At 69.2% G+C, this 17,317-nt stretch carries 18 protein-coding genes; 3 read left to right on the forward strand and 15 right to left on the reverse strand.

Annotated elements, in window-relative coordinates:
• Window positions 1–34: 34 nt before the first annotated feature.
• From ASE35_RS03025 to ASE35_RS03085, 13 genes are all read right to left on the reverse strand, one after another.
• Complete coding sequence (locus ASE35_RS03025) at window positions 35–760, reverse strand: hypothetical protein (protein ID WP_057162923.1); 726 nt, start codon at window positions 758–760, stop codon at window positions 35–37.
• A gap of 256 nt (window positions 761–1,016) precedes the next feature.
• A complete protein-coding gene (locus tag ASE35_RS03030; RefSeq protein ID WP_057162924.1) occupies window positions 1,017–1,559 on the reverse strand; it encodes a CbrC family protein in 543 nt (180 codons plus the stop codon).
• Window positions 1,560–1,617: 58 nt separating this feature from the next.
• Window positions 1,618–1,899 carry a hypothetical protein gene (locus tag ASE35_RS03035; RefSeq protein WP_057162925.1) on the reverse strand — a complete coding sequence of 94 codons (282 nt, stop codon included), beginning with the start codon at window positions 1,897–1,899 and terminating at the stop codon, window positions 1,618–1,620.
• 249 nt (window positions 1,900–2,148) lie between these two features.
• The gene (gene yeiP / locus ASE35_RS03040; protein ID WP_056173850.1) at window positions 2,149–2,715 is read right to left on the reverse strand and encodes an elongation factor P-like protein YeiP; all 567 of its coding nucleotides are present in this window, start codon (window positions 2,713–2,715) and stop codon (window positions 2,149–2,151) included.
• Window positions 2,716–2,838: 123 nt separating this feature from the next.
• Window positions 2,839–3,609: an SDR family NAD(P)-dependent oxidoreductase gene (locus ASE35_RS03045; protein WP_056173852.1), complete on the reverse strand. Its 771-nt coding sequence runs from the start codon at window positions 3,607–3,609 to the stop codon at window positions 2,839–2,841.
• Window positions 3,610–3,639: 30 nt separating this feature from the next.
• Window positions 3,640–5,001, reverse strand: coding sequence for an amidohydrolase family protein (locus ASE35_RS03050; protein ID WP_057162926.1), 1,362 nt, complete (start codon window positions 4,999–5,001; stop codon window positions 3,640–3,642).
• 193 nt (window positions 5,002–5,194) lie between these two features.
• A complete protein-coding gene (locus ASE35_RS03055; protein WP_235569983.1) occupies window positions 5,195–7,738 on the reverse strand; it encodes an EAL domain-containing protein in 2,544 nt (847 codons plus the stop codon).
• Window positions 7,739–7,767: 29 nt separating this feature from the next.
• Window positions 7,768–8,661: a hydroxymethylglutaryl-CoA lyase gene (locus tag ASE35_RS03060; RefSeq protein ID WP_057162928.1), complete on the reverse strand. Its 894-nt coding sequence runs from the start codon at window positions 8,659–8,661 to the stop codon at window positions 7,768–7,770.
• Window positions 8,658–9,284, reverse strand: coding sequence for a hypothetical protein (locus ASE35_RS03065; protein WP_057161184.1), 627 nt, complete (start codon window positions 9,282–9,284; stop codon window positions 8,658–8,660). Before ASE35_RS03065 ends, ASE35_RS03060 begins: the two co-directional genes overlap by 4 nt.
• A complete protein-coding gene (locus ASE35_RS03070; RefSeq protein ID WP_057162929.1) occupies window positions 9,281–11,290 on the reverse strand; it encodes a biotin carboxylase N-terminal domain-containing protein in 2,010 nt (669 codons plus the stop codon). The genes ASE35_RS03065 and ASE35_RS03070 overlap by 4 nt, the downstream gene beginning before the upstream one ends.
• Window positions 11,291–11,340: 50 nt before the next feature.
• Window positions 11,341–11,727, reverse strand: coding sequence for a VOC family protein (locus tag ASE35_RS03075; RefSeq protein ID WP_056173862.1), 387 nt, complete (start codon window positions 11,725–11,727; stop codon window positions 11,341–11,343).
• A gap of 115 nt (window positions 11,728–11,842) precedes the next feature.
• Entirely contained in the window at window positions 11,843–12,232 is a 390-nt protein-coding gene (locus tag ASE35_RS03080) for a VOC family protein (protein ID WP_057162930.1), read from the reverse strand.
• 48 nt (window positions 12,233–12,280) lie between these two features.
• A complete protein-coding gene (locus ASE35_RS03085) occupies window positions 12,281–13,063 on the reverse strand; it encodes an enoyl-CoA hydratase-related protein (RefSeq protein ID WP_056173870.1) in 783 nt (260 codons plus the stop codon).
• 148 nt (window positions 13,064–13,211) lie between these two features.
• On the opposite strand from ASE35_RS03085, the gene ASE35_RS03090 reads away from it, so the two are divergent.
• The 3 genes from ASE35_RS03090 to ASE35_RS03100 are packed head-to-tail and all read left to right on the forward strand — an operon-like array spanning window position 13,212 to window position 15,600.
• The gene (locus ASE35_RS03090) at window positions 13,212–13,466 is read left to right on the forward strand and encodes a FeoA family protein (protein WP_056173873.1); all 255 of its coding nucleotides are present in this window, start codon (window positions 13,212–13,214) and stop codon (window positions 13,464–13,466) included.
• A 14-nt stretch (window positions 13,467–13,480) separates the two neighbouring features.
• Entirely contained in the window at window positions 13,481–15,355 is a 1,875-nt protein-coding gene (locus ASE35_RS03095) for a ferrous iron transporter B (RefSeq protein ID WP_057163402.1), read from the forward strand.
• Window positions 15,356–15,357: 2 nt separating this feature from the next.
• Window positions 15,358–15,600, forward strand: a complete 243-nt coding sequence (locus ASE35_RS03100; RefSeq protein WP_056173878.1) for a DUF6587 family protein — start codon at window positions 15,358–15,360, stop codon at window positions 15,598–15,600.
• Between the two features lie 385 nt (window positions 15,601–15,985).
• Here ASE35_RS03100 and ASE35_RS03105 read toward each other — a convergent pair whose 3' ends face one another.
• Complete coding sequence (locus ASE35_RS03105) at window positions 15,986–17,011, reverse strand: zeta toxin family protein (protein WP_057161181.1); 1,026 nt, start codon at window positions 17,009–17,011, stop codon at window positions 15,986–15,988.
• The gene (locus ASE35_RS03110) at window positions 16,998–17,195 is read right to left on the reverse strand and encodes a hypothetical protein (RefSeq protein WP_056173883.1); all 198 of its coding nucleotides are present in this window, start codon (window positions 17,193–17,195) and stop codon (window positions 16,998–17,000) included. Before ASE35_RS03110 ends, ASE35_RS03105 begins: the two co-directional genes overlap by 14 nt.
• Window positions 17,196–17,317 lie beyond the last annotated feature (122 nt).

Below are 17,317 nucleotides of genomic sequence, written 5' to 3' on the forward strand. Positions count from 1 at the left end.
TAGAGTTTGAAACCTGCCCGCTTTGTCTGGGCTGTCAGGCCTCTTCTATCGATTCAGCCTGGGGCTTCCTGATATCGCGTCGCAAAGTGTCGTCGAAGGTGCCGAAGCAGCATTGCCAGCCGTACTGACTGAAGGAGTACAGGCCGACGCTGGCCGGATCGCGTTCCAAGCCGGCTGGCAGCGGATGCGGATGGGCCTGTTTCAGGATATGGCTGCGCACCAGGTAGTCGACCTGCCTGACCACGTAGCGGTAGTCCATGCCCGGGCCGCTGGACGTGGCCAGAATCTGATGGATGACCAGCGCGCTGCTGGTGGTGGTGAAGTGCGCCAGGAAGGTCAGCGCGCCGGTCCAGCTGCGGCAGAAGTAGATCCGGTCGGCGTATAGATAGATGTCCCACTTCTCTTCCATGCGCGAGGCATGGAACAGGACGCCGTCCGTGGTTTCGCCGTCGAAGGGATACTCCAGCCGGCATTCCAGGGCGACCGCGCCGGACGGCACCAGGCCGATGTGTTCCTGCCCCAGGCTGGCGCGCAGGGTCGAGAAGGAGGTGGCAATGGCCGGGTCCTGCGTGGTCGACAGCATCGACCGGACGAAGGCCAGGCAGTCGTAGCCGTTCACGGTGAAGGGATTCTTCGGGTCGTCCTTTTCCAGCCATTGGACGGCCGGCTGCGACTCGTTGAGTACGGGCCCTGCTGCGGGCGTGGTGCCGTCGGCGCCCGAGGTCTTGCTGCCAAACATGTTGCGGAAAAATTTGATCATGCGGACTCCCCCTTGGCCAGGCGCCCGAGTGATGCGGGATAGCGGCGCGATCGGGCTCGAAGACAGGATCGAGCCGCAGTCGCGCCCACGGGCGGCTGCGCTTGCCTAGGATGTATCACATAGCGCGCTGCGATGCCCGTACGCGGCGAGCCGGTCCGCATGGTTTGCGCCTGACCGGTCGTGCTATCTACGACTGGAGACGCAACCGATTGTGCCCGGAGGCGTCCCGTTCAGCGGGTGCCGCTGCTAAGAGCACTCAATCGCAGTCTTGATAGCCGCCGAAAGCGCCGCATTTCAAGCAGCGGAACAGATACGCGCTGGGCGAGCCGTTCTTGTCCAAAGCAACGAACTGGCGTTGCCAGGCATCGTCCATCAGGCCGGTCGATGCTTGGATTGGCGATATGGCCTCCGGCCCGTACGCGAGCAGTTCCTTGTGTCCGACCCGGCCGACGAAAGCGCCAGCATCGCCACAATGCGTCCACCAGCGTTCTTGTTGCCATCCAGAGAACCCCGGCGTCCGGTGCGCGACTTCCCGAACCACGCCATCGGGCACTGCCTCCCAGTTGCCGTAATCGCCGATGCCGTCTTCGTCGGTGAAGCTTGCGCCAAACCTGTCGTGCGCCGAGCCGTCGGCGATGCACCACGGGCAAAGCGTCTCGTCGAGCTCAGCTTCGGCGTAGACCGGGCCGATGTAGACGTAACCCCCGACTTTGCCGCAGCAGGCACAGGCCGTGTCCGCTTCGATGATGTTGCCGGAAGCGATGGGATCCTCGTGGTATTTGAACTTGGGCAGCTCCATGCGGTGTCCTCAAGGTTGGCGCGCTCTCGCACAGAAACAGCTGCGTGCGCGGATATCGCTAGCGCTTGCCTGTCCGTGCCGCAAGCAAGCCCGCTGCCGCCGCAAAGATCAGCGCAAGCGACAGGTCGGTAGCGAAATAGACCAGGTGGAGGTCGTAGTTGTCGCAAGCCGAGGGCGAGCAATCGCCGCCGATTCTGTGAAAGGCGAGGGGAAACCCGGCGACTTCCTGGCCGTCGCGCTGGTACGCATGGCGGGTGAGCAGGTAGGGCAGCGCATTGGCTAGCGAGGCGATGCCAGCCGCCGTCAGAAACGCTGTGAGGAATTTAGCCTTGGCTTGCATGGCGACGTCCGATGTTCGGGCCTAGGGCCAGCCGCCCGGCGGCTTGGCCGCGGAGGCGGCGCATGTCGCTGCAGTATGCGGTCGAGCGGCGCCAGCGCACAGCCTGTGTATGCGCCGGTGCCGCGTTTCCGGCACCGGTGCCGTCGATCGATTGCCTGGAGCCTGCGCCGCATCGGCGACAAACGCGGGAGCGCCGCGTCCGTCGCCGGTGTGTAGGTCGCGGCGGCCCGCAGGCTCGCTACGCGTCGATCAATCCGCGCGCCCGGCGAACTCGCCGGTGGCGGTGTTCACCAGCACGCGTTCGCCGTTGACGATGTACTCGGGGACCATGATCTCGATGCCGGTCGAGAGCTTGGCCGGCTTCGGGCGCTTGGTGGCGGTGCCGCCCTTGAGTTCCGGCGGGGTCTCGATCACTTCCAGGGTCACGCTGGCCGGCAGCTGGATGGCGACCGGCTGGTCGTCGATGATCTGCACGTAGCAGCCCGACAGGTCGTCGACGATGTAGCCGGCGGCGTCGCCGATCACGTCGGCGTCGAGCGTGTACGGGGTGTAGTCCTCGTCGTCCAGGAACACGAAGGCGTCGCCGTCCTTGTACGAATAGGTCACCTGGCGGCGGCTGAGTTCGACTTCCTTGAGTTCGTCGTCGCCGCCGACACTAAGGTCGAACTTGGTGCCGCCCGGAACCGAGTACATGGTGAAGCGGAACTTGACGTTGCCGCCGCGGCCCTGCGGCGAGCTGCGTTCGATGTCGCGCACCTGGTACACGGTGTTGTTGTGCTCGATTACGTTACCTTTTTTGACGTCGTAGGCTTTCATGGGCTTGGGATTCGAGATTAGGGATTCGGGATTGGCAGGAGCAGGTCGGGCGGCGATGGTTCGGGGTGGAGCGGGTGCTTATGGCGAATCCCGAATCTCCAACCCCGAATCCCGGCTCCTGACTTACTTAGGCGCCAAACGGGTCGCGCCGTCGAGACGGATGGTCTCGCCGTTGAGGTAGGTGTTGCCCAGGATGTAGGCGACCAGGTCGGCGAACTCCTGCGGGCGGCCCAGGCGCGAGGGGAAGGGAATCGACGCGCTCAGCGACTGCTGCACCGACTCGGGCATGCCGTCGACCATCGGGGTCCAGAAGATGCCCGGGGCGATGGTCATCACGCGGATGCCGAAGCGCGCCAGTTCGCGCGCCATCGGCAGGGTCATGCCGACCACGCCGCCCTTGGACGCCGAGTACGCGGCCTGGCCGATCTGGCCCTCGTAGGCGGCGACCGAGGCGGTGTTGACGATCACGCCGCGCTCGCCGTCGGTGCCGGCCTCGTTGTGCTGCATCAGGTTGGCGGCGGCCTTGGCGACGTTGAAGCTGCCGACCAGGTTGACCATCACCGTGCCCTGGAACTGCGCCAGCGGCATCGGCGCGTCCTTGCCCAGCACGCGGCCGGCGCCGAGGATGCCGGCGCAGTTGATGGCGACGTTGAGGCCGCCGAGGAAGTCGCGGGCCGCGGCGACGTTGGCGACCACGCCGGCTTCGTCGGCGACGTCGGTGCGGAAGTAGCGGGCATTATCGGCGCCGAGTTCGGCGACCGCGCTGGCGCCCTTGTCGTCGTTGAGGTCGAACAGGGCGACCTTGCCGCCGTGGGCCACCAGGTGCTGGGCGACCGCGAGGCCGAGGCCGGAGACGCCGCCGGTGACGATGGCGCGCACGGTGTCGAGTTGCATAGGAAGGTCCGGTCGGGGAAAACGGCGATTTTACCGGACTGGCTGGGCCGCCGCTGGCGCCGGCGCCGGCGCGTCGCGGCCCGGTTCGCGATAGACCACGCCGTCCTTCACCACCAGCACCGGCTGCTTCAGGGCCCTGATGTCCTGGCTGGGGTCGCCGGCGAACGCGGCCAGATCGGCGCGCAGGCCCGGCGCGATCCGGCCCAGGCGCTCGGACTGGCGCAGGATGCGCGCGGCCACCGAGGTGCAGGCGCGCAGGGCTTGGGCCGGGGACATGCCCAGTTGGGCCATCCACACCGGCTCGCGGTAGTTGTCGCCATGGCGGAACACGCCGACGTCGCTGCCGCAGCCGATCGTGGTCTTTTCCGCCAGCGCGGTGCGGAACGCCTGTTCGGCTTCGCGCAGCTTTGGTGTGGGCGGGGTTTGGCCGGGGACGTAGCCGGCGTAATACTGCTCGGTGGACTCCACCGCGGTCAGGGTGGGCAGATAGGCGACGTTGCGTTCGCGCATCAGGCGGAAGGTCGCGGCGCTGCCGCCGTAGCCGTGTTCGATGCTGTCCACGCCGGCTTCGATCGCCAGGCGCATGCCGGCGTCGCTGGCCGCGTGCGCGGCGACCGGACGGCCACTGAGGTGGGCGGCGTCGACCAGGGCGCGCAGTTCGGCGGCGCTGAAGGTGGGTTGGGCGCTGCCGTCGGCGCCGATGCGGTAGTCAGCATAGACCTTGATCCAGTCGGCGCCGTGGCCGGCCTGCTCGCGCACCGCGCGCACGGTCTCGTCGACGCCGCTGACCTCCTGCGCGCCGCCAGGCAATTCGATGTCGTCACGGAAGCCGCGCGGGCCGGGGCCGTAGCTGGCGGTGGCGACGATGGCGCGCGTGGCCACGAACAGGCGCGGGCCCGGGATCAGGCCCTCGTCGATCGCGCGCTTGAGCGAAAGATCGGCGTAGCCGGCGCCTTCGGTGCCCAGGTCGCGCAAGCTGGTGTAGCCCGCGCGCAGGGTCGCGCCGGCGTGACGCGCGGCGAGCAGGGTGCGGTAGGCCTCGGGCTCCTTCAGCACCTGATCGTTCCAGGGGGTCTCGTTGTAGGGGTGCAGGAACAGATGCGCGTGCAGGTCGATCAGGCCCGGCGTCAGGGTGGCGCCGGGCAGGTCGATGCGGCGTGCGTCGGCGGGCGCTTCAATCCCATCGGCGGGCCCGGCCGCGACGATGGCGCCGTCGCGTACCAGCACGGCCCAGTTCGCGTGCGAGGGGCTGTCGTCGCCGGTCCAGACGCGCTCGGGGCGCAGCAGCAGGGTTTCGCCGCGTGCGGCGGGTTTGGGGTCGGCAGCGTGGGCGAGTCCGGCGGTCAGAGCGAGCAACAAACCGGAAAGCGACAGGCGCAGGCGGTGGTTCATCGGCGGACCTTGCGGGGAAGGTTGAGTGGCTTGGCGCGGTCTGGCGCTGAAGCCACTGGATCCCCGCCTTCGCGGGGATGACGACAAGAAGGCAGGCGACGGCAAGAACGCCTGGGCGATGGAAAGAAACCAGACCCGGGATGACGCAGGAACGCGAAGGTCGGAGCGAGAGCAGAGGCCGTCTCTTGCGCGCTTAACCCGGCAGCACCAGCGGCGAGCGGTAGTACTGCTGCAGCTCGTCCGGCATCAGGCCCGGCGCGAACAAAAAGCCCTGGCCGATCTCGACGCCGAGCGAGAGCAGGAAGGCGCGTTGGCGCTCGGTTTCCACGCCCTCGGCGACCAGGCCCAGGCCCAGGCTGCGGGCGATGCCGGTCACCGCCTGGCAAACCGCGACGTCGGACTGGTTGTCGGGCACGCCCTGCACGAACAGCTGGCTGAGCTTGAGGCCGTGGATGGGCAGGCGGCGCAGGTAGTTGAGCGCGCTGTAGCCTTCGCCGAAATCGTCGATGGTCAGCATCACGCCCATCTCGCGCAGGGCGTGGAAGGTGCGCATGGTGTCGGGCACGTCCTCGATCAGCACGCGTTCGGTGAATTCCAGTTCCAGCGCGGTGCCGGGCAGGCCGGACTCGGCCAGGGCCGCGGCCACGGAGCTGGCCAGGTCCTCGCCCAGGAACTGGCGATAGGACACGTTGACCGCGACCCGGTGCACGTCCAGGCCGCGCTCGTGCCAGCGCCGCAACTGCCGGCAGGCTTCCTTCAGCACCCAACCGCCGATGCCGACGATGTCGCCGGTGGTTTCGGCGTGGTCGATGAAGCGGTCCGGGCGCATCTCGCCCAGCGATTGGTTGCGCCACCGGATCAGCGCTTCGACTGCGACCACCGAGCCGTCGGCCAGATTGACCTGAGGCTGATAGACCAGATGGAACTCGTCGTTGTGGACCGCGCGGCGCAGGTGGGTTTCCAACTGCAGGCGGTGCAACTGCTGTTCGGCCAGCTCCGGCGTGAAGCTCTGCCAGCCGTTGCGGCCGCGGCGCTTGCTGTCGTACATGGCGACGTCGGCGCTCTGGATCAGTTGCTGCGACCGCACCCCGTCGATCGGGGCCTGGGCGATGCCGATGCTGGCGGTGATGCTGAATTCCTCGCCGTCCAGGCGGAAGCTGTCGCCGAAGATTTCGAGGATGGAATCGGCCAGACGCTCGGACAGCGCCGGGTCGTTGCCGGTTTCGCACACCACCAGGAATTCGTCGCCGCCGAAGCGCGCGATCAGTCCCTCGCTGCCGACCGCGCGCTGGATGCGGCGCGCGGCCGAAGCCAGCAGACGGTCGCCGGCGGCGTGGCCGAGCACATCGTTGACCACCTTGAAGCGGTCGAGGTCGATGTACAGCACCGCCAGCGCCGCTCGGTTGGGGTCGTCCAGCCGGCTTTCCAGTTCCGACAGCACGGCGTCGCGATTGAGCAGGCCGGTGAGCGGATCGCTGCGCGCCTGGATGCGCAGGTTCTCCTCGTCGTGCTTACGTTCGGTGATGTCCTGCAGGGTGCCAATCAGGCGCGCGTTGAGCGCGTCGGCGGCTTCGGCCTGGGCGATGGTGCGCACCCAGAAGCCGCGCCCGTCGGCGCGCATGCCCTGCAGTTCCAGATCGATGTTGCGGCCGAACGCGATCGCGTGGTCGAGCGCGTCGCGCAGGCGCAGGCGGTCGCCGGGACGCAGGCAGTTGAGCATCTCGCCCATGCTGGCCGGCGCGGGATCGTGGCCGAGGATGCGCTGCGCTTCCTCGGTGAGGTAAAGCAGGTCCGGGCCGGCTTCCCATTCCCAGCCGCCGATCTGGGCCAGGCTCTGGGCGCGGTCGAACAGGGCGCTGTCGCGCTTGATCGCGGTGACGTCGGTGAACATCGACAGCACCTGGTTCGGGCGGTCGCCGCCGGCCGGGAACTGCGGCAGCGCGGTCACCGTCAGCCAGATCAGGTTGCGGCGCTCGCGGTGGTACAGGCCCAGCACCATGCTGTCGACGCGCTTGCCGGTGTCGAGCGCGCGCTGGGCCGGAAATTCCTTCTGGCTCAGTTCGCGGCCGTGCTCGTCGATCACCATCCAGTGCTCGGAGCGCATTTCCTCGTCGGCGCTGTGCTGGTGGCCCAGGCCCATGATGCGCATGGCCGCGCCGTTGGCGTAGATCACCCGGAAGTCGGGGTCGTGGACCACGATGCCGCGGTCGATGGTCTCCATCAGCTCGCGATAGCGCAGCTCGGCGTCGCGGCGGCCGCTGAGGTCGCGCGCGACCGCGACGATGCAGCGCCGTCCTTCGTGCTCGAAGCCGGCCGAATGCACCTCGACCGGGAAGCGGGTGCCGTCGCCGCGCATGTTGGTGACTTCGATGACGTAGGTCTCGCCGCGATTGAGCGTTTCCCAGACCGGATTGAGGTGGTCGTGCGGCAATTCCGGGTTAAGCACGTGGATGGGCTGGCCGACGATCTGATCGCGCGGGCGCCGGTAGGCGGCCATGCCGGCCTTGTTGAGGTCGAGCACGGTGCCGGCTTCGTCGAGGATGCTGACCGGGTCGGGCACCGCGTCGAACACCGCGCGGTAGCGCGTGTGCGCGACGTCGGCGTCGTCGCTGCTGCTGCGGATCGCCTCGGCGGCTTCCAGCAGCAGCGCGCGGGTGGCGTCGGACAGGCTGCTGTCGTGGCTGGCCAGCTCCAGCGCCGCCAGGGTCGAGGCCGCGTCCACCGGGGACGACGACACGGTCGGTTCGTTCCCGGGCGGATGCTGGCTCATGCCGCCGCCAGCGCCTTGCCGACCTTGCTGCCGGTCTCGCGGCCGAGCAGGCCGGCCAGCCAGCGCCCGGTCTCGGCCAGCGCGTTCAAATCCACGCCGGTCTCGATGCCCAGGCCGTGCAGCATGTACACCACGTCCTCGCTGGCGACGTTGCCGCTGGCGCCCTTGGCGTAGGGGCAGCCGCCGGTGCCGGATACCGCCGAATCCACCACCGCTACGCCTTCTTCCAGGCAGGCCAGGAGGTTGGACAGGGCCTGGCCGTAGGTGTCGTGGAAATGCACCGCCAGCGCCGGCATCGGCACTTCGGCGGCGACCGACTTCAGCATCGCGCGCGCCTTGCCGGGCGTGCCGACGCCGATGGTGTCGCCCAGGGAAATCTCGTAACAGCCCATCGCGTGCAGGGCCTTGGCCACGCGCACCACGTCGGCCACCGGCACCGCGCCCTGGTAAGGGCAGCCCAGCACGGTCGAGACGTAGCCGCGCACCGCCACGCCGTCGGCCTTGGCGCGCGCCAGCACCGGCGCGAAGCGGGCCAGCGATTCGTCGATGCTGGCGTTGATGTTTTTCTGGTTGAAGGCTTCCGAGGCCGCGGTGAACACCGCGATTTCCTCCACGCCGACCGCGCGCGCGCGTTCGTAGCCTTGTTCGTTCGGCACCAGCACGGGGTAGTGCACGCCGGGTTTGCGCTGGATGCCGGCGAAGACCTCGGCGGCGTCGGCCAACTGCGGTACCCACTTGGGGCTGACGAAGCTGGTCGCCTCGATGCTGCGCAGGCCGGTCGCGGACAGCCGATCGATCAGGGCGATCTTGTCGGCGGTCGCGATCTGCGCCTTCTCGTTCTGCAGCCCGTCGCGCGGGCCGACTTCGACGATGCGGACCGAAGGGGTCATGGTGCGGCTCCAGGCGAGATCGCGACCGGCACGGTGCCGGCCACGCGTTGCAGTTGCAGTGCCGAGACCTCGGGCTTGAGCGGGCCGAACACCGGTTCCGGGCCCTGCGCGAGCAGTTGGGCGATGTTGCGTGCGTTGCCTTGCACCAGCACCGAGGAGGCGTCGCCATTCTGAAGCGGTCGCCCGCGTGCCTTGCCGTCGCGGATCGCGGCGTTGACCCGGTCCGGATCGGGCAGCCAGGCCTGGAGGCGGTCGCCTTCGATGCGATAGGCCACCATGAACACCGCGTGCCTGGGCACGCTGTCCTCGAGCTTGATTTCGCTTTCGCTGCCGAGCATGCGTTGGGCATGCTCGGGCGACAGCACCACGTAGCGGGTCGCGCCCTGGGTGTAGCCGCGCAGGCTGACCTCAACCGCGCGCTCGTGCACCGGCCACCGCGCCCCGCATTTCGCGTCGACCACGATCTCGCGGCCGGGGCCGGGACCGTCGCGGTCGGCGTGCCAGCGCCCGACCAGGTCCGGGTCGCAGGCCAGCGTTTTCACGGGCGCGTGCTCGAACGCGACGCAGCCCGGCAGCGACAGCGCGAGCAGGACCGCGGCGACGAGGGCGGAGCGCAGGTTCATGCGTCCAGCACCACCAGCACCGCATCGGCTTCGACGAATTCGCCGGCGGCCGCGCGCACTTCGGCGACCGTGCCGGCGCGCGGGGCCTTGAGGCTGAGTTCCATCTTCATCGCTTCGATCACCATGACCTCCTGTCCCGCTTCGACCGTGTCGCCGGCGGCGGCCTTGACCACCACCACCCGGCCCGGCATCGGCGCCACCACCTGGTTGCCGGTGCCGGCGGCCGCGGCCGATTCGTGACGATACATCGGGACCGGCAGCAGGCGCAGCCTGCGTTCGCCGTCGTGGACCACCACCCGGCGCTCATCCCCCAGCAGCGCGAAGCGGCGCGCGCGGCCGTCGATGCGCAGGCTCAGGCCGTCCGCGCTGTGGCGGGCGCCCTGGACCTGGCGGGTGCGGCCGGCCTGTTCGATGCGGTAATCGCCGGCGCTGCCCTGAGCGTGCAGCTCCAGGCGTTCCTCGCGGCGCAGGAAGGCCAGGCTGCGGCGGCCGCCGTGGCCCAGGCGCCAGCCGTCGGCGATCGCCCAGGGCGATTCCGGGTCGTTGGAGGCAGCGGCCGTGCGGCGGGTCTCGCGCTCCTGGGCCAGCAGTTCGGCCACGGTCGCGGCGATCAGCAGGTCGTCGGCCTCCTCGGCGTCGCTGCCGTCGGCGGCGGGCATGAACTCGTCGAGGTGGCGGTCCAGGTAGCCGGTGTCGATGCGGCCCTCGACCACGGCCGGGTGGCGCGCCAGGCGCTCCAGGAATTCGATGTTGGACTTGGGCCCGGCGATCTCGCATTCGGCCAGCGCCGCGCGCAGGCGGGCCAGGGCGCTGGGGCGGTCGACGTCGGCGACGATCAGCTTGGCGATCATCGGGTCGTAGAAGATCGTGACCGTGTCGCCCTCGATCACGCCCGAGTCGATACGCACGTGTTCGCTGGGTGTGGGCAGGCGCAGGCGCTCGAGCTTGCCCGAGCCGGGCAGGAAGCCGGCCTCGGGGTCTTCGGCGTACAGACGCACTTCGATCGCATGGCCGCGCTGCACGATCGCGTCCTGCGCCAGCGGCAGCGGTTCGCCGGAGGCCACGCGCAGCTGCCACTCGACCAGGTCCAGACCGGTCACATACTCGGTGACCGGGTGTTCGACCTGCAGGCGGGTGTTGATCTCCATGAAGTAGAAGCCGCCGTCCTGGCCGACGATGAACTCGACGGTGCCGGCGTTGACGTAGTCGATCGCGTGACCGGCCTGGACCGCGGCCGCGCCCATGGCCTGGCGCAGTTCCGCGCTCAGGAACGCGGACGGCGATTCCTCCAGCACCTTCTGGTAGCGGCGCTGGGCCGAGCACTCGCGCTCGTTGAGGTGGATCACCTGGCCGTGGCGGTCGCCGAAGATCTGGATCTCGATGTGGCGCGGCTGTTCGACGTAGCGCTCCAGCAGCACGCGGTCGCGGCCGAAGGCGTTGCGCGCCTCGCGCTGGCAGCTCTCCAGATGGGCCAGGAACTCGTCGCTGGCGCGCACGATGCGCATGCCCTTGCCGCCGCCGCCGTGGGCGGCCTTGATCATCAACGGATAGCCGATCGCGTCGGCTTCGCGATGCAGCACTTCGGGGCTCTGGTCGGCGCCGGTGTAGCCGGGCACCACCGGCACGCCGGCGGCCTGCATCAGCTCCTTGGCGCCGGCCTTGCTGCCCATCTTGCGCATCGAGCCGCCGGCCGGGCCGATGAAGGCCAGGCCCGCGGCCGCGACCGCGTCGGCGAAGTCGGCGTTCTCGCTGAGGAAGCCGTAGCCCGGGTGCACGGCCTGGGCGCCGCTGCGCAGCGCGACCTCGATGATGGCGTCGCCGCGCAGGTAGCTGTCGGCCGGACGCGGCCCGCCGATCGGATAGGCCTCGTCGGCTTGGCGCACGTGCTGGGCGTCGGCGTCGGCATCGGAATACACCGCCACCGTGCGGATGCCGAGGCGGCGGCAGGTGCGGATCACGCGGCAGGCGATTTCGCCGCGGTTGGCGATCAGGATCTTGCTGAACATGCGGGGCTATCCTTCCCGGTCAGGGATGGGCGAGACGAGGGGCCGACGGGTCATGCCGGCGGCCGATGGCAGACCGCTTCGATGTTGTGCCCGTCGGGGTCCAACACAAACGCGGCGTAGTAATGCGGGTGGTAGCGCGGCCGCACACCGGGCGCGCCGTTGTCGCGTGCGCCGGCGGCCAGCGCGGCCTGGTGGAAGGCGTCGACCTGTTCGCGCGAGTCCGCGCTGAAGGCCACATGCAGCCGCCCGGACACGCTGTCGCCGCGACCGATCCAGAACAAGGGCCGGCCGGGCGGGCCGTAACCGGTGCCTTCGTGGCCGTCGTCGTCGCGCGCGATCTCCAGCACCGGCACCATCCCCAGCGGCGCCAGCGCACGCGTGTAGAAGGCGCGGCTGCGCGCCAGGTCGGAGACGGCGAAGTCGATGTGGTCGAGCATGCGGCTACCTACGGCCTCCGTGCGAATCGCGATTGGGGACGCTAGTGAACGCGGCGGCGCCGCGCGCGGTCAACTGCGCGCGAGCAGCCTGCACCGTTTCTGTGGTCTGCGTGAATCAAGCCGGTGGCAGGTGGCAGACCGCCTCGATGTTGTTGCCGTCCAGGTCGTAGGCGTAGGCGCCGTAATAGTTGGGGTGGTAGTGGGCGCGGATGCCGGGCGCGCCGTTGTCGCGCGCGCCCTGCGCCAGGGCCGCGGCGTGGAAGGCGTCGACCTGTGCGCGCGAGCCGGCGTTGAAACAGATGTGCACGCCGCCGCCGTGCGCCGGGCCGGTGCCGACCCAGAACTTGGGCTGCTGCGGCGGACCGAAACCGCAGCCTTCGTAGCCGCCGCTTTGTTCCTTCGTCACCGCCATCACCTCGGCGTAGCCCAGCGTCGCCAGCACCTGGCTGTAGAAAGCGCGGCTGCGCGGATAGTCGGCGACGTTGATACCCATATGGTCGATCACGGTACGGCTCCTTGTAGCGGTCGGGGGCGGTGCGGCGGTGCGCGCGGCTCAGGGAATCCAGGCCGGCTTGCGCTTGTCGAGGAACGCGCCCAGGCCTTCCTGGCCCTCGGGCGAGACGCGCAGGCGCGCGATCAGGTCGGCGTTGTCGGCGTCGTGGCGGTCGCGGTCGCCGTGCGCGGCGACCCGGCGCACCAGCGCCTTGGCCTGGGCCGCGGCGACCGGGCCGGCCTTGAGCAGCAGGTCGATCTGGCGCTGCACCGCGGCGTCGAGTTGATCGGCGGGCACCACCGCATGCAGCAGGCCGATCGCCAGGGCGGTGTCGGCGTCGAAGATTTCCGCGGTCGCGAACCAGCGCCGCGCCTGGCGCGCGCCGATCGCCTCGATCACGTACGGCGAGATCACCGCCGGCAGCAGGCCCAGCTTGCTCTCGGTCAGGCCGAACTTGGCCTCCGGCGCGCCGATGGCGATGTCGCAGCAGGCCACCAGGCCGACGCCGCCGCCGAAGGCCGCGCCGTGCACGCGCGCCACGGTCGGCTTGGGCAGCTCGTCCAGGGTCCGCATCAGCCGCGCCAGGGCCAGGGCGTCGTCGCGGTTGGCGGCTTCGCTGGCCGTGGCCATGCCGCGCATCCAGTTGAGGTCGGCGCCGGCCGAGAACGAGGCGCCGTCGCCTTCCAGCACCACCACCCGCACGCTGTCGTCGTGGCCCACCGCCTCCAGGGCGCCGGTCAGGGCGGCGATCAGGACCGCATCGAAGGCGTTGTGCAGGGCGGGGCGGTTCAGGCGCAGCCGGGCCACGGGGCCCTCGCGCAAACTCAGCAACGGATGGTTCATCGCGGGCGGGGGCTGGCTGTATGGAGTCTGGCGAATGATACGCGGCGTCCGCCGCGATCCGCCCCGGTACGGCCGGCGATGCTAGAATGAGAACTATTCCTATTCGTGATGTCCGCTCGGACACCCCGCCGCGTCCATTGGTGAAGCCTTGAAATTGTCCGAACTGCCGCGTCGCGTCGCGGCCACGGTCGAATCCGTCGAAGACCAGGCCCCGAACGACGCGATCGCGCGGCGTCTGCGCGAGCTGGGTTTCGTCAAGGGCGAGCGGGTCGAAGTGATGGCGGCCGGGCCGATCTCGGCCGAGCCGCTGCTGATCCAGATCGGTTACACCCGTTTCGCCCTGCGCCGCAGCGAGGCGGCGCGGATCCAGGTCCAGCCCGAGGCTGGCGGGAGCGACACATGAGTCACGCCGCAACCATGCAAGCCGCCGCCACGCCCGGAATTCCGCGCGTGGCCCTGGTCGGCAGCCCGAACTGCGGCAAGACCGCGTTGTTCAACCTGCTCACCGGCAGCCGCCAGAAGGTCGCCAATTACGCCGGCGTCACCGTCGAGCGCAAGGAAGGCCGGCTGCACGCGCCCTCGGGCCGCAGCTACGCCGTGCTCGATCTGCCCGGCGCCTACAGCCTGCACGCGGCCAGCCTGGACGAAGCGGTCACCCGCGATCTCTGCCGCGGCTTCTATCCCGGCGAGCCCGCGCCCGACGTGCTGGTCTGCGTGGTCGACGCCACCAATCTGCGCCTGCACCTGCGCTTCGCGCTGGAACTGCGCGAGCTCGGCCGGCCGATGGTGCTGGCGGTCAACATGATGGACGCGGCCAAGCGCCGCGGCATCGACGTCGATCTGACCGTGCTCGAACGCGAGCTCGGCGTGCCAGTGGTGCCGACGGTGGCGGTGCAACGCCACGGCGCGCGCGAACTGGTGGCGATGCTGGACCGCGTGTCCGAGCTCGCGCATGCGCCGCACGCCACGCCGACCGAAGGCCTGCAGCCGGAGGATCTGCACGCCGAGACCCGCCGCCTGCTCGCGCTGGCGGTGACGATGCCGCGCCGCACCGCCGAGATCGACGACAGCCTCGACCGCTGGCTGCTGCACCCGGTGCTGGGCCTGCTGTCGCTGGCGGTGGTGATGTTCCTGATCTTCCAGGCGGTGTACGCCTGGGCCACGCCGCTGATGGACCTGATCGAAGCCGGCACGGCCTGGTTCGGCGCCTTCGTCGGCGGGGTCATGCCCGAAGGACCGCTCAAGAGCCTGATGGTCGACGGCATCATCGCCGGCCTCGGCGGCGTGATCGTGTTCCTGCCGCAGATCCTGATCCTGTTCGCCTTCATCCTGGCGCTGGAGGAATCCGGTTATCTGCCGCGCGCGGCCTTCCTGCTCGATCGCATGATGGCCGGCGCCGGTTTGTCCGGACGCTCCTTCATCCCGCTGCTGTCGAGCTTCGCCTGCGCGATCCCCGGCATCATGGCCACGCGCTCCATCCAGGACCCGCGCGACCGTCTGGCCACCATCCTGGTCGCGCCGCTGATGACCTGCTCGGCGCGCCTGCCGGTGTACGCGCTGTTGATCGGCGCCTTCATCCCGCAGCAGAAGGTGCTGGGCGTGCTTAACCTGCAGGGCCTGGTGCTGTTCGCGCTGTACGCGGCCGGCATCCTCAGCGCGCTGATGGTGTCGTGGGTGATGAAGAAGTGGCGTCGCGACAAGGGCGAGCATGCCTTGTTGCTGGAACTGCCCTCGTACCGCCTGCCGCATCCGCGCGATCTGCTGATCGGCCTGTGGGAGCGCGCCTGGATCTTCCTGCGCCGGGTCGGCGGCATCATCCTGGCCCTGACCATCCTGCTGTGGTTCCTGCTCAACTTCCCGGGCGCGCCCGCCGACGCGACCCTGCCGGCGATCGACTACAGCCTGGCCGGCCGCATCGGCCATGCCATGACCGCGGTGTTCGCGCCGATCGGCTTCAACTGGCAGATCTGCATCGCCCTGATCCCGGGCCTGGCCGCGCGCGAAGTCGCGGTGTCCTCGCTGGCCACGGTGTACGCGCTGTCGGCCGCCGACGACGACGCGGCCGCGCAGGCGCTGTCGCCCATCATCAGCGACGGCTGGTCGCTGGCGACCGCGCTGTCGCTGCTGGTGTGGTTCATCTACGCGCCGCAATGCATCTCCACCCTGGCCACGATCCGGCGCGAGACCAACTCCTGGAAGCAGGTCGCGATCAGCGCCGGCTACCTGTTCGCGCTGGCCTACCTGGCCTCGTTCGTGACCTACCAGGTCGCCGTCGCCCTGGGCGCGGGTTGAGCATGGACGCCGGCCTGCTCGCGCAATACTTGGTGATCGCGCTGGCGGTGATCGTCAGCGCGGCCGTGGTCGCGAAGAAGCAGTTCCCCGGCGCCGTGCGCCGCCTGCGCATCGCCTGCGCGCTGCCGCTGGTGCGCGAGGGCCGTCCGCACTGGATGCGCCGCCTCGGCCGTACGATCGCGCCGGTACCCAGCGCCTCCGGCCCCAACTGCGCCGGCTGCGACACCTGCGGGCCGTCGGACTGACGTCGCGGTCCCATCTCACTCTGAAACCCGACCTCGGTTTCCGCTTTAAAACGTTTCGGTTCCCCGCTTTGCAAAAGGGGGCTAGGGCGGATTTGCTCCACCGCAGTCGAAAAGCAAATCCCCCTCAATCCCCCTTTTGCAAAGGCGGAGGCCAGAGCGTTATTTCGCGCAGAGTCGCGCAGATAGATGCCGGCAGCGAGCAAGCCCGCCGCACGACCACCAACCCCCGCGTCGCATTCCCCCCTTTGCAAAAGGGGGGCTAGGGGGATTTGCTCCACTGCAGTCGAAAAGCAAATCCCCCTTTTGCAAAGGAGGAGGCCAGAGCGCTACTACGCGCAAGAAAAACCCCGCAAGCGCGGGGTTTTTCGTGACGGTCCGAACCGCCTCAAAGCTTCGAGCGCGGCCCCTGCGATGGCGGCTCCTGCCCGGGCGGCGGCATCTGCCCTTGTTGCTGCTGTTGCTGCTGGCCCTGCGCCAGCGCCGGCGCGACCACGTGCGAGGTCGCCGGGTGCTTGCCGTCCGCGCCGAAGGCGTAGCCGATCTCGACCTGGGTGCCGCGGTGTTCGGGCCGGGCCAGGGCTGCGTAGTCGCCGGTCGGGGCCACGCCGCGGTCGTGCACCACCAGCTTGGGCTTGCCGCTCTCGTGCTCGGGCACGAACTGCATCACATGGCTGTCGGTGGTCTTGGCGACCAGGCCCTTGTAGCTCAGGCCGCGGCCGATGTCGGCGTCGACCATCATCGACGACGAACCGGGCTTAATCTGCTCGGCCAGCGTCGCCAGTTCGGCGCGCGACTTCTCGCGCTGCTCCAAGGGCTTTTGCAGGCGCTCCACCACCCAGGCCGGCGTCTGGTCGCCGAGCGGATAGCTCATGTGGCCGTCGGGATGCTTCTCGGCCACCAGCATCGGCTTCTTGCCGGTGTTGTCGTAGATGTGCGCGGTGTCGGCCTTCTCCACCGCGACCGGCAGCAGGCCCATGGCGCGCTCGTAGCGCTCGACGATCTTGGCGCCGTCGACCGAATGCCCGCCCTCGGCGGCGCGGTTCTCCACGCGTACCTTGTTGATCTGCGCGCTTTCGGTGGTCACGAACACCAGGTCGACGCCGAAGCCCCGGCCGCGCGCCTCGTCGAACAGCGCCAGCTTGCCGGGCGTGGACATCACCGTCTCGAACGCGAACGGCTTGTCGCCTTTGACCGCGGCCTTGCGCTGGTCCTCGGCCATGTTGGCCGCCTGCAGATTGCGCAGGTTCTCGTCGGGGACACGCTCCTTGAGCGTCACCGCGATGTCGTCGGCGTTGATGTAGTTCTTGGGGAAGTGCTCGCTCTGGCGGAGTTCGCGGGTGATGGTGCTCTTGCCGGATCCATTCGGTCCGGCCAGCACCACCATCAGCGGTGCGTCGTCACCGGTCGGCATGGGAAGCCTCCCCATCGATCGGTTCGATCCGACCGTCCGGGTATCGCTTGACCCACACGCCATCGATTTTCACGGCTTCCGGCAGGCCGCGCGCCTGCGCTTCGGCGACCGCGTCGGTCACCGCCTTCTCTATCATCTGATCGGCGCGCTCGCGCCCGATCTGGTCGATCAATGACTTGGTCATCGGCTACGTCTCCTTGTAGGGGCTGTCCGTTCTCTGGCACCGTCGGACCGCGTGCGCGCTGGCGCAGGGGCGGATTCGGTGTGTCCTGGGCATGCTAACGCGGGCCGACCGGCGCAACCAGC

Origin of the sequence: Lysobacter sp. Root916, from assembly GCF_001429785.1 — a bacterium.
Taxonomy (GTDB): domain Bacteria; phylum Pseudomonadota; class Gammaproteobacteria; order Xanthomonadales; family Xanthomonadaceae; genus Lysobacter.

Coding starts and splice junctions, on each gene's coding strand:
- ASE35_RS03025 (WP_057162923.1), bottom strand. CDS start 760: ATGATCAAATTTTTCCGCAACATGTTTGGCAGCAAGACCTCGGGCGCC.
- ASE35_RS03030 (WP_057162924.1), bottom strand. CDS start 1,559: ATGGAGCTGCCCAAGTTCAAATACCACGAGGATCCCATCGCTTCCGGC.
- ASE35_RS03035 (WP_057162925.1), bottom strand. CDS start 1,899: ATGCAAGCCAAGGCTAAATTCCTCACAGCGTTTCTGACGGCGGCTGGC.
- yeiP (WP_056173850.1), bottom strand. CDS start 2,715: ATGAAAGCCTACGACGTCAAAAAAGGTAACGTAATCGAGCACAACAAC.
- ASE35_RS03045 (WP_056173852.1), bottom strand. CDS start 3,609: ATGCAACTCGACACCGTGCGCGCCATCGTCACCGGCGGCGTCTCCGGC.
- ASE35_RS03050 (WP_057162926.1), bottom strand. CDS start 5,001: ATGAACCACCGCCTGCGCCTGTCGCTTTCCGGTTTGTTGCTCGCTCTG.
- ASE35_RS03060 (WP_057162928.1), bottom strand. CDS start 8,661: ATGACCCCTTCGGTCCGCATCGTCGAAGTCGGCCCGCGCGACGGGCTG.
- ASE35_RS03065 (WP_057161184.1), bottom strand. CDS start 9,284: ATGAACCTGCGCTCCGCCCTCGTCGCCGCGGTCCTGCTCGCGCTGTCG.
- ASE35_RS03070 (WP_057162929.1), bottom strand. CDS start 11,290: ATGTTCAGCAAGATCCTGATCGCCAACCGCGGCGAAATCGCCTGCCGC.
- ASE35_RS03075 (WP_056173862.1), bottom strand. CDS start 11,727: ATGCTCGACCACATCGACTTCGCCGTCTCCGACCTGGCGCGCAGCCGC.
- ASE35_RS03085 (WP_056173870.1), bottom strand. CDS start 13,063: ATGAACCATCCGTTGCTGAGTTTGCGCGAGGGCCCCGTGGCCCGGCTG.
- ASE35_RS03095 (WP_057163402.1), top strand. CDS start 13,481: ATGCAAGCCGCCGCCACGCCCGGAATTCCGCGCGTGGCCCTGGTCGGC.
- ASE35_RS03100 (WP_056173878.1), top strand. CDS start 15,358: ATGGACGCCGGCCTGCTCGCGCAATACTTGGTGATCGCGCTGGCGGTG.
- ASE35_RS03105 (WP_057161181.1), bottom strand. CDS start 17,011: ATGCCGACCGGTGACGACGCACCGCTGATGGTGGTGCTGGCCGGACCG.
- ASE35_RS03110 (WP_056173883.1), bottom strand. CDS start 17,195: ATGACCAAGTCATTGATCGACCAGATCGGGCGCGAGCGCGCCGATCAG.